11 protein-coding genes are annotated in these 10,715 nt (G+C 68.7%); 6 read left to right on the forward strand and 5 right to left on the reverse strand.

Annotation, left to right across the window (positions count from 1 at the left end):
* Nucleotides 1-294 precede the first annotated feature (294 nt).
* From FJV41_RS44485 to FJV41_RS44500, 3 genes are all read left to right on the forward strand, one after another.
* Nucleotides 295-1,530 carry a hypothetical protein gene (locus tag FJV41_RS44485; protein WP_141648715.1) on the forward strand — a complete coding sequence of 412 codons (1,236 nt, stop codon included), beginning with the start codon at nt 295-297 and terminating at the stop codon, nt 1,528-1,530.
* A gap of 15 nt (nt 1,531-1,545) precedes the next feature.
* Nucleotides 1,546-1,884 carry an FmdB family zinc ribbon protein gene (locus FJV41_RS44490; protein WP_141648716.1) on the forward strand — a complete coding sequence of 113 codons (339 nt, stop codon included), beginning with the start codon at nt 1,546-1,548 and terminating at the stop codon, nt 1,882-1,884.
* 309 nt (nt 1,885-2,193) lie between these two features.
* The gene (locus FJV41_RS44500) at nt 2,194-2,940 is read left to right on the forward strand and encodes a hypothetical protein (RefSeq protein ID WP_141648718.1); all 747 of its coding nucleotides are present in this window, start codon (nt 2,194-2,196) and stop codon (nt 2,938-2,940) included.
* A 12-nt stretch (nt 2,941-2,952) separates the two neighbouring features.
* Here FJV41_RS44500 and FJV41_RS44505 read toward each other — a convergent pair whose 3' ends face one another.
* Nucleotides 2,953-3,699: a PHP-associated domain-containing protein gene (locus FJV41_RS44505; RefSeq protein ID WP_141648719.1), complete on the reverse strand. Its 747-nt coding sequence runs from the start codon at nt 3,697-3,699 to the stop codon at nt 2,953-2,955.
* A 62-nt stretch (nt 3,700-3,761) separates the two neighbouring features.
* On the reverse strand, nt 3,762-4,037 hold the full coding sequence (locus tag FJV41_RS44510) for a hypothetical protein (RefSeq protein ID WP_046713894.1): 276 nt from the start codon (nt 4,035-4,037) through the stop codon (nt 3,762-3,764).
* A 226-nt stretch (nt 4,038-4,263) separates the two neighbouring features.
* On the opposite strand from FJV41_RS44510, the gene FJV41_RS44515 reads away from it, so the two are divergent.
* Nucleotides 4,264-4,476 (forward strand): hypothetical protein, encoded by a 213-nt coding sequence (locus FJV41_RS44515; protein WP_141648720.1) that lies wholly within the window; start codon nt 4,264-4,266, stop codon nt 4,474-4,476.
* A 60-nt stretch (nt 4,477-4,536) separates the two neighbouring features.
* Here the strand turns inward: FJV41_RS44515 and FJV41_RS44520 are convergent, their stop codons facing one another.
* The gene (locus FJV41_RS44520) at nt 4,537-6,693 is read right to left on the reverse strand and encodes an alpha-amylase family glycosyl hydrolase (protein ID WP_141648721.1); all 2,157 of its coding nucleotides are present in this window, start codon (nt 6,691-6,693) and stop codon (nt 4,537-4,539) included.
* A 229-nt stretch (nt 6,694-6,922) separates the two neighbouring features.
* Between FJV41_RS44520 and FJV41_RS44525 the strand changes: the two genes are divergently transcribed.
* The gene (locus tag FJV41_RS44525; RefSeq protein ID WP_141648722.1) at nt 6,923-8,296 is read left to right on the forward strand and encodes a DUF4331 domain-containing protein; all 1,374 of its coding nucleotides are present in this window, start codon (nt 6,923-6,925) and stop codon (nt 8,294-8,296) included.
* An 11-nt stretch (nt 8,297-8,307) separates the two neighbouring features.
* Nucleotides 8,308-9,618 (forward strand): tetratricopeptide repeat protein, encoded by a 1,311-nt coding sequence (locus FJV41_RS44530; RefSeq protein WP_141648723.1) that lies wholly within the window; start codon nt 8,308-8,310, stop codon nt 9,616-9,618.
* A 178-nt stretch (nt 9,619-9,796) separates the two neighbouring features.
* Here the strand turns inward: FJV41_RS44530 and FJV41_RS52800 are convergent, their stop codons facing one another.
* Complete coding sequence (locus tag FJV41_RS52800; protein WP_181791376.1) at nt 9,797-9,955, reverse strand: hypothetical protein; 159 nt, start codon at nt 9,953-9,955, stop codon at nt 9,797-9,799.
* Between the two features lie 50 nt (nt 9,956-10,005).
* Nucleotides 10,006-10,473: a hypothetical protein gene (locus tag FJV41_RS44535; protein WP_141648724.1), complete on the reverse strand. Its 468-nt coding sequence runs from the start codon at nt 10,471-10,473 to the stop codon at nt 10,006-10,008.
* Between the last annotated feature and the right edge of the window lie 242 nt (nt 10,474-10,715).

Here is a 10,715-nt window from a genome sequence, read left to right on the forward strand (position 1 = left end):
CCCCGGAACCGCGCGCGCCCCGCCCTTCCCCCCCAGCTCCGGTCCTCTTCGAAGTAAACTGTCAGCGACCTCTGTTGGTCTCCGGAAGCGGGGCCTCTGATACCCCCAGCCTCCTCGGCCCGCAACGTCCGGCAGCCGGCGTCAAGGATCGCTCCTTCCCTTGGCCGGCCCGTATCCTGGCTTGCAACAGCCGCTGGCTGTTTAGATTGGAGGCGGACTGGCTCATTGACACTTGTCTGGCCGCGAAGATAGAGGCATCCGCCCTCGTAAACGAGCATTTTTCCGCACCTTTCCATGACCAGCCCCTGGCAGAGAAGACGACAGCCCGACGACGTCCCCACCCCCGTGGCGGTTGCCGTCTCGGATTTCTGCCGGCGCGCGAAGTCGCCGGCACCCGCTCCCGAGGTCCGTGAAGCGCTCGCCCTGCTGCTCGAGGACGACGACTTCCGGGTCCGGGCACTCACCGACGCGGAGCCGGAGACCACCCCCCTGGGGCCCTTCGCCGTCGTGGACATCCTCCGAGGTACCGCCCCCGCCGTTGCCGCCCAGCGTCAGAGCTGCGGCTACTACGACGTGGCCCGCGAACTGGCCTACGTGCGGGAGGAGAAGACGCCTCCCCGCGCCGTGGCCGCGGACCCGTCCATCCCCTCCTTCGCCCTGCCCGCCGCCAGGCCCGCTGGAGAATCCTCCGGCAAGGCGAAGAAGGGCGCCAAGGCGGATGAGGCCACCGTCCTGGAGCGCATCGCCCCGAAGAAGCGCTCCACCCTGGTGGACGAGGAGACGACCTCTCCCTCCGAGCAGGAGCTGGCGGCCCTGGATGAGGGGCCGAGCTTCCTGCGCCGCGACCTGCCCCGTCCCCGGGGCCGCTTCACCCGCGTGGAAGCGCCCCGCACACCCTTCGTGGAGCTGACACGGGCCTCGGGCAAGGAAGTCCTGGAGGCGTTGCTGGAGGGCTCCGAGCACCGCTTCGCGCTGCTGCGCAACATGTCGCACCGGTTCAACGGCTCGCGCGGGGATTTGACCCTGGTGGATCTGGAGACGGTGCTGCGCGATCACGGCCTGCTCGACGCGCTGAAGGAGAAGGAGCGACTCCAGCTCCTGGACGCCTACACCCAGCAGCGTGGCGCGACGGGCCGGGTCGGCTGGGCGCTGGGCGTGAGTCCTCCGGAGCTGCAGCGGCTGGTGGCCTCGTGCGGATTGACCGAGGACGTGGAGGCCCTGCGCGAGCGCTTCCGTCGCGAGGCGCTGGCCACCTCGCACCTGACGCACCGGTTGGATCTGCTGGGCCGTGAGAAGTACCTCGCGGACCTGGGCATCCAGCGCAAGTTCAACGAGTCGCTCCGCAAGGACCTGGAGCGCCTGCTGCGCGATGAACTCCCCGGCGCCACGGATCTTCACGGACTCAGTGATGCCGTGGGCCGCAAGTATGGCTCGCCCAGCGAGCTGGTCTTCCGCGCCATCGAGCGCCTGGGGCTCGCCGAGGGGCTGCGCAAGCAGCTGCACCCCGGCGTCCCTCCCTCAACTCCCTGAAAAGGCACCGCACCCATGCCCATCTACGAGTACGCCTGTCAGAGCTGTGGAAAGATCATCGACGTGCTGCAGAAGTTCTCGGATCCTCCGCCCGCCACGTGCGCCACGTGTGGCGCGGAGGGCCCGCTGACCAAGATGCTCAGCCGCTCCAGCTTCGTCCTCAAGGGCGGCGGCTGGTACTCCGACCTGTACAGCTCCACGAAGAAGGACGGCTCCTCGTCGTCCTCCTCCTCGGGTTCGTCGTCGAGCAGCAGCACCTCCTCGAGCAGCACGTCGTCCACTCCGTCGACGCCCGCCGCGGCCTCGACGAGCAGCGCCCCCGCGCCGGCCGCGGCGTCGGGCGACAAGAAGTAGCCGGACGCGGAGGGGCGGAAAATTCGCGCGGGGTCCGGGAGCGACGCACACTCGCTCCCCGTGCCCTTCCCTCCCTCCAAGCGTCCTCCCCGCCAATGTGCTCTGTGCGGTCACCCGGAGCTCACGGATGCGCGCGGGCTCGGCCGCTTCCTGCTCGTGCCGGACCCGGCTGGACGGGGGCCGGTGTGTCCGTCGCAGCGAGGCTGCCGTGGCGGCAAGCGGGAAGCCTCCTCCCCGTCGACGCTGACGCAGGCATCGCGCTGAGCTAAGCAGGGAGCTCCCGCGCGTGCCTGTCGCGGAGGTGCCCCGATGCTCGCTCGACGCCCCCTTCCCTCGCTGTCCCTCCTCGTGCTGGCCGCGTTCGCGGTCGGCTGTGGCAACTACACCCGCATGGCGCCAGAGGCCCGCACGTCGCTCCAGCGCACCCTCACGGGGCCGGACGCGGAGCAGTACCTGCGCGTCTCCGGCAACGTCATCCCCTTCTTCGGGGACGGCTCCAAGCGGCTGCTCACGCCCTACGCGCCGGACGACGTGCGCTTCCTGGACGACAGCAACGGCAAGCCCATCAACCCCGGCGCCGTGGAGCGCACGCTCCCCGTGGGCACGAAGCTGCGCATCACCAAGGTGGAGTTCCCCACCGCCTGGGTCGTCGCCGAGCGCGTCCTCTACACGCCGCGCACCTGGCCGTGGGTCTACCTGGCCGAGGAAGGCAAGCCGGACGCGCCGCCGCTCGTGCTGGTGCTCCCGCCCAACCTGGAGCAGCCCAACGACTTCCGCGCGGAGGTGGAGAAGTACCTCTCCGCCCAGAATCCCAAGTCCCAGTTGGAGGCCCTGGCGCCGCCCGTGCGCGATGCCGTGCGCGAGAAGCGTCTGGTGGCCAACATGTCCGCGGACGCGGTGCGCATGGCCTGGGGGCCACCGGAGCTGGTGCGGCGCACGCTGGAGGGCACCGCGAAGAACGAGGAGTGGACGTATCCGGGAGGCCGCCGCAAGGCCTTCATCACGGATGGCCGGCTCGCTCGCGCTGAAGAGGCAGGCGCTTCCGTCCTGCCTTGACCGCTCGGAGGACTACCGACGCCCGCCGCCGCCACCGCCGCGGCGGCGCTTCCCACCGCCGCCACCACCACCGCCCTGCTTGCGAGCCGCCTGGGCCTCGCCCGGGCGCGTGAGGCGGGGCAGCTCCCCGGCCATCACCGGCCAGAACTCGCCCTTGAGCAGCTCGGCCACCAGTTGGGCCTGCGTCGCCACGGGGCGCTTGAAGAACGTGGCGCCCCGGCCCATCTCGTCCAGGGAGCCGCGCACGTCGCTGCCACCGGTGCACGGCAGCTTGAGCGCCTCGGCGGCCTCCACGGCCAGGTCGTTGGCGGTCTGCTTCACCCGGGCGTTGTAGCCCTCCACCGCGCTCAGCACGTTGAGCGAGCGCACGTAGTCCATGGCCGGGTTGGGCGAGTCCCTGTCGAAGGGCCGCGCCGCGATGATGGCGGCACCCATCGCCTTCACCTTGGGCAGACACTCCGCGGCGCTCCAGGGCTTCTCGCGGTTGCTGCCCCACATCTGCACGGGCTCGGGGGCAAGCTCCGGCTTCGGGAAGAAGCACAGATATTGGCCACGGTCCGTCACCAGCTCCAACCCGACGAACACCTTCACCTTCGACTTGGCGCCAATCTCGAACAGCTCGTCACAGCCATCCTGGGTATTGGTTTCCGTGAAGGCCACCCCGTCCAGGCCGAACAGCGCGGCCCGTTCCAACACGGCGCGAGGGTCCAACTCGCACCCCTTGGACAGGTGGGAATGGGCGTGCAGGTCGATGAGCATGGGCGCCGCTCCCTAACAGGCTCCCCTGGGCCTGTCGAGCCCGCGCTGCCCCCCTGCGTCCCTCAGGCGAAGGCGTAGGACTGGAAGGTCCCTTGCTTGGCCTGCGTGTTCTTCTCCTCGTAGGTGCGGATGAGGTACCCCATCAGCATCAGCGAGGACGTGTTCTCCAGCACCCGGGACGGGTCCTTGGAGATGAGATTGGCGCTGTAGTTCAGGAAGAACTGCGCCAATTCCTCCCCCGCCTCCTTGACGATGAGCGCATTCAGCGCGGTGGGCTCCATCGTCCGGATGGTGTTGATGAAATCAACCGCCAGATCCTTCTTGGTCTTCACGTCCACGGGCCTGCCCCCTTCCCCAACACGCCGCCACTCGTGGCCCCCTGCCTCGAGCGCCCCCAAACGGGTGCGACTTGGGCAAACTAAGCACGCGCTTTCGCGTGCAAACCCCCGTCACGAGGCCAGCAACGCCCTACCCTCCAGGAAGCCGGGTTTTTGACACCTCTGAACACCCCGTGCGATAACGCCCCCTTGTCCTGTGTCGGGACCGCACAAGGAGTGGCTGGCGATGTTCACGGGCGTGAAGGTCTTCTCCGCCACCAAGGCGAAGGAGCGCGAGGAGCTGGGTGAGAACGTCACCCGTTGGATGAAGAGCAACTCCGATCTGGAGATCGTGGATCGCGTGGTGGCCCAGTCGTCCGATAACGAATTCCACTGCTACACCCTCGTGCTCTTCTACAAGCACAAGACGGCGCAGCAGCCCCCTCCGCAGCAGCCGTAGTTCGCGGGGCCGCGGTGGGAAGGGGGCGGCCTCTCCCCTTCCCTCAATCCCGCGGAAGCACTACTCGGTGCGAGGCACGTACACAGCGACGCTGCGCGGCGGGACCACCATCACGGTTTCCGTCCCGGCGAGCTGGAGCGTCCGCCCACTGAAGACGTCCTCGTACGTGGCGCTGCTCGCCGCGAGGCTTCCCAGGGGCTCCACCACCAGCGGGCGCTCCACGTCGCTCCGGTTGATGGCGATCACCGCGCCCTGCCCGTCCGGCAGCGAGCGCTGGAAGATGTACAAGTCCCTCTCAATCCGCAGCGTGTGCCGGGCTCCGGTCTGGAGCGCGGGATGGGCCAGGCGCGTCTGCCCCAGCTTCTGGACGACGGCGAGCAGCTCCGCCTCCAGCGGGGTGAGCGTGGAGCCAAAGCGCATCAGCCGGCGGTTGTCCGGATCCCCCGCGCCCGGCAGGCCCACCTCGTCCCCGTAATAGACGAGCGGCACGCCCGGCTGCGTCAGCACGAAGGTGAAGGCGAACTTCGCCTTCTCGAAGGCCGCCGCGTCCGTCACCGAGGCCGAGGGGCGCGAGCTGCTCCAGGGGTCTCCCCCCTCCCCGTCCAGCTGCTTCGCCGCCTGGGAGATGAAGCGCGCCACGTCGTGGTTGCCGATGAAGGGCGAGTTGATGGTGCCCGGCGCGTAGAAGACCTCGTTCTCCCGCACCGCCTGGTCCACGCGCTCCAGGCCCTGGCCGTCCGCGAAGGCCTCGCGCACCGGCCAGTACAGGGGGAAGTCGAACTGACCATCCAGCTCGCGCGGGCTGATGTAGCGGGCGATCTGCGAGCGGCCATCCGCGCCGACGAAGGTCTCACCCACCAGGTAGAACTCGGTGCCCGTCATCGCGGTGATGTCCCGCAGGCGACCACGCAGGGTGCGGCCCGCCACCTGGTCCATGTGCTTCACGGCGTCCATGCGGAAGCCGTCGAAGTCCGCCGCCTCCAGCCACCACAGCGTGTCGTCGATGAACTGGTCCACCATGTTCGACGAGCGCCAGTTGAAGTCCGGCAGGTAGCTGGTGAACTTGCACGTCAGCCGCTTCTCTTCCCAGTCACAGTCCTGGGTGCCGCACACGCAGCTGGCGGAGGTGTTGAACCAGTCGTCGTTCCGGTGGCTCACCCAGTACGGGTGCTCCTCGTGGACGTGGTTGAGCACCAGGTCGGCGATGACGCGGATGCCCTTGCGATGGGCCGCGGCGGTGAGGGCGCGCAGGTCCTCGATGGAACCGAAGCGGTGCTGCGTCGCGCGCGGCTGGGAGGGCCAGTAGCCGTGGTAGCCGGCGTAGTACTTGCCGCCCGTGCCGATGAAGCGCCCCTCGGGGTTCTGGTCCACCGGGGAGATCCACAGCGTGCGCACGCCGAGCGCGTCGAAGTAGCCGTCCTCTATCTTCTGGGTGATGCCGGCGAAGTCGCCGCCCTGGTAGTTGGCGATGGGGTCCACGTCCGCCACGGCCCCGTCATTCTCCGAGCGCGCGTTGAGGAAGCGGTCCGTGAAGGCGAAGTACATCAGCCCCGACTCCCACCGGAACTTCTGGGGCTCCACCCAGAACGGCAGGTAGAGCGGCGGCGCCGCGCGGCCGGACGCGTCCACGGCCACCACCTTCACGTGGTGCTTGCCCTGGGCCAGTCCCTGGACCTGCAAGCGGAAGCGCCCCGTTCCCGCGTCGAAGGTGCCGGGCTTCTCCTCCCCGTCGAGGGACAGCATCACCTTGTCGGTGGCTGGCCCCACCTCGTCGGTTCCGTCGACGTACGCGACGTCCACGTCGAGCGAGCCTTCTGGCGTCGACACGAAGCGCCGCAGCTCCAGCACGGGCTCGCGGCAGTCCGGCACCGTCAGGCGCGAGTACTCCTCCGTGCGCACCCAGCGGGAGTACGGGTTCTGCGGGTCCAACAGCTCCTGCTTGCCCACCACGAAGCGGTAGCCGTAGTCGCGCGGCTCCAGTCCTTCCAGGCGCGCGGTGAACACGCCGTCACCCCGGTCCGCCATGCGCGCGGACGTGGCGGAGAAGCCATTCCATTCGCCCGTGACGGACACCGCGCCCTGGAGTGACTGCTGGGGCGCGTACGTCAGCGTCACCTCGCAGGTCCGGACGGGAATCGAGTCCTCGGAGTCACCGCAAGCCGCGGAGAGGAGCAACACCGGAAGCGCGAGCGAACGGACGATGCGGGAGTGCGTCATGCGGCTGCCTTTCTACGGGAGGGCCCCTCGCTTTTCCAAGCCCCCCTCCGCCAGCTTTTTGACTCACCGCGACACACAGGGCTGATGCCCACCGGACACTGGAGGCCATTCGGCACCTTGGGACAGGAGCCAGGGACCCAACCTGCCGGGTACGGAGGGGGCCCTGGCGAACGAGCCCGCAGCTTCGTCCCGCACCCGCCCTCGTGGTTTCCCCCTCCCAGGAAAACGAATGAGAGCTCCCAATCCGGCGTGGCGTCTCCTCGCGGTTCCGCTGTTCCTCGCAGCCAGCGTCGCGGTGGCGTCCAGCCATCGCGAGGCCCCGCTCATCAGCAACGACCCGGCGGCGGACGGGACGGACATGTACGCCTGGAAGCAGGGCGGCAACCTGGTGCTGGTCGCCAACTACTACCCCATCGGCGTTCCGTACGGCGGCCCCAACTACTACCTGTTCGACGACAACGTCCTCTACGAAATCCAGGTCGACCAGTCGGGAGACGGCGCGCCCGACGTGCGCTTCCAGTTCCGCTTCCGCACGCAGATTCGTCCCAGCCCCCTGCCCTCCGTGGGCGTGGTGGCGGGGTATGACGCGTACAAGGACTCCTTCCTCTACGCCTTCGCGGGCGTAAAGACGGCCACGGCCCCGGAGATCCTCCGCTACCAGACGTACACGCTCACCAAGGTCGTGGGCGGCTCGCAGCAGGTCATCGTCCGGGACGCACCGGTGGCCCCCAACAACGTGGGGCGACTGACGACGCCCGCGTATCCGCAGACCGCCGGGGCCTCCGTGCTGGACCCCATCACCCAGAGCGCCATCCAGACGGGGCTGGGCACCGCGGCCAAGTACAAGATCTTCGCGGGCCCTCGGGACGACCCGTTCTTCGTCAACCTCTCGAAGACGTTCGACTTCCTCAACTACGACGGCAAGGCGAACCGCGATGACCTGGCGGGGCTCAACGTGCTGTCGCTCGTCATCGAGCTGCCGCTGACGGAGTTCAGCTCACCGCACCTGGGAATCTGGACCACGTCCAGCCGGCCGAAGGTCACGACGCGCCGCACGGATGGCGGTGTGGACACGAGCGGCTCGTGGGTCCAGGTGTCCCGCCTGGGCAATCCGCTGGTGAACGAGGTGGTCGTCCCCATGAAGTTCAAGGACTTCTTCAACGCCTCCAAGCCGCAGAACGACCTGTCCACGCCGGCCATCGTCGCCATCATCTCCAACCCGGAGCTGCCGCAGCTCCTCCAGGCCAAGGGCTTCATTCCCCTGGCCCCGCCCGCGCCGCGCACGGACCTGGCCACCATCTTCACTCGCAACACCCAGGGCAAGCCCACGGGCGAGATGCTCCACATCAACACGGGCACGGACTCCACGTTCCCCAACGGGCGGCTGCTGACCGACGACGTGACGGACGTGGCGCTCAAGGCGGTGGGCGGCGCCTTCTTCACGACCTTCGCGGACGGCGGTCCCGCCATTCTTCCCGACGGAGGCGGCACCTTCGCCGCGGCGGCCGCCGGGCTCAGTGATGGCGTGGCGGCCAACGACAAGGCCTTCCTCACGACCTTCCCGTACCTGGCGCCTCCCCACTCCGGCGACCCGACCCCCTGAGCCCGCGCGCCATGGCCTCTCGACAACTGCTCGCCCTCGGTGTCGCGGTGGTGGCGATCTCCGCGGGCGGGCTCACGCGGTGGTGGCTCGCGCCCGCACGGCAGACGCCCCCGGGCTCGCGGGCGTCCGAATCCACGGGGGAGCGACTGGCTCGGATGCAGCGCGAAGCCTCGCTGGACGATGCCCCGGCCCAGGCCCGACTCGCCACGGAGTGGATGCGGGAGGGGCTCCGCTCGGGGGATGAGCAACACCTCCTGCATGCGCGTGTCGCCGCACGACGCGCGTTGCTGGTGGACCCCGAGCGCGTGGATGCCCTCAAGGTGGAGCTGCTCCTGCTCCACCACGACCATCAGTTCCAGGATCTTCGCGACGCCTCGCGACGACTGACGGAGTTGTTTCCCCACGACGCCTTCTTCCAGGGGCTGCTTGGAGATGCGGAGCTGGAGCTGGGGCGCTACGACGAGGCGGAGACGGCCTACGCGCGGATGATGGACTTGAAGCCCTCGCATGCGACGTACACCCGCGTGGGCTATTTGCGCCTCATGCGCGGAGACGTGGATGGGGCCATCTCCGTCCTCAAGCTGGCGGCGACGTCGGCGGACCCTCGGGATGGCGACACGGTGGCTCGGGCCCTGTGTGAGCTGGGCGATGCGTACCTCGCGCGAGGTGAGCCGGACACGGCCATCGAGTACTTCACCGTGGCGCTCTCACATGCGCCCGGCCTGGACCGCGCGCACGCGGGACGGGGGCATGTGCTGCGCATGAGAGGACTCCCCGACGCGGCGGCGGTGGAGTACCGGGCGGCGATGACCGCTCGTCCCAAGTCGGGACATCGGGCCTTTCTGGCCGACGCGCTCATGGCCGCGGGGCGCGAGCAGGAGGCCCAGGCCGAATACACCCAGGCGTTCCAGGACACGGCCCAGGACGCGAGGGAGCAGGCGCGGCTGCTCCTGGACCTGGGACGAGACGTGGCCCAAGCGGAGGTGCTCGCGCGGCGTGAGCTGACACGCCGTCAGGACGTCTTCACGCAGGCGGTGCTGGCCTATGCGCTCGTCAGCGCCGGCAAGCTGGACGAGGCGCGGCCCCTGGCGGAGGCCGCGCTGCGGCTGGGGACTCGCAACGCGAGGCTGGAGTATGTCGCGGGACTCGTGGCCTCGGCGGACGGTGCCGGGGATGCGGCCCGGCTTCACCTGGACGCGGCGCTGCGAGGTTTCCCACCGCTTCCTCCGAGACAGGTGGAGCGGGCTCGTGCGCTGCTCGATGCACGGCCCTCTCCATCCGAGAGCAGCAGCCCCCATGCCAGGGGCCACAGCACTCGATAGCTTCACGTCTATCTTCGAGGAGGAGGCGACCCCCGCGTGCGGCTCGGATGGACTGCCCGCACGCGGGGGGAATGATGGCCTGGAACGAACTCCTCCTGAGAACAAACCCACGGCCCAAACCTGACGGACACCCAGTCGCTCTCCGGCTGAGGACCGAGCAAGGGCTAGGGCCTCGTGCTCAGCGTGACTCACTCCCCGCCTGCATGTCGGGGGGCGCACTGTTCACGGAGGCCGGACGCATATCTACCTCACCGCCGCCCCACCGCACCCGCAGGGCATAGGTGTTGGCGACGGCCAGGGCGGCCAGGCCCAGGAGCGTCACGGCTGTGATCGTCATGAGAATGAAGGGCGAGATGCGGAGGGCAGGCGCCTCGGTGGGCCGACGTTTCACTTGGCACCCCCGACCTTGATGGCGGATGCCACGGCCTTCGCCGCCTTGGTTGCAGCCTCGACACGGGCAATCTCCGCCTCAGCCGTCGTCACAAGCTCCTGCACTAGCAAAGGCAGGTGCTCGGTCGCCCGCAGTCGCACCTCGCGGCTCGCGTTCACCAACGGCGTGTAGACATCGCCGCCTGGATCATCATTACGCCCCTCCGCGATGAGGAGGCGCCATACCTTGGCGTCCTTCCCGAAGATGAGGCTGCGGTACCACGTCGAACCGAACTCGGGATCCGTCTCCGATTCCAGGTTGACGGAGGCGCGAACACCCAGTTGAAGAGCGACAAGCTCCGCCTCCACTTCCTGGATGCTGCGGTTCATCTCGTCGGTAGCGTCTTCGAGCCTCGGCTTGAGGAGGCGCGCACGAGCCAACGTCTCGGCCAAACCGGCCGGCGGCTGATTCAGTTTCACCGTCATGGTCCTTCGTTCTCTTGGTGGCTTACGGCCACCAGTCAGGGAGTTGTCAGAAGCACTGCGTCAGAAGCCCCATCGGTCCGGAGTCACCCAGACAAACGAGGGTGCGTGTACCTAATACTACTTGATCAGATGCAGGACGGCCCGAGAGGAGGAGCGCGAGCTCCGAGTCTGCGGAGGCACAGCGGGCAATGGCCGATGCGGCGCAGCAGCAGGTGCTGAAGGCGACGTCGAACCTGGGGCAG

It is taken from the genome of Myxococcus llanfairpwllgwyngyllgogerychwyrndrobwllllantysiliogogogochensis (assembly GCF_006636215.1).
GTDB lineage: Bacteria > Myxococcota > Myxococcia > Myxococcales > Myxococcaceae > Myxococcus > Myxococcus llanfairpwllgwyngyllgogerychwyrndrobwllllantysiliogogogochensis.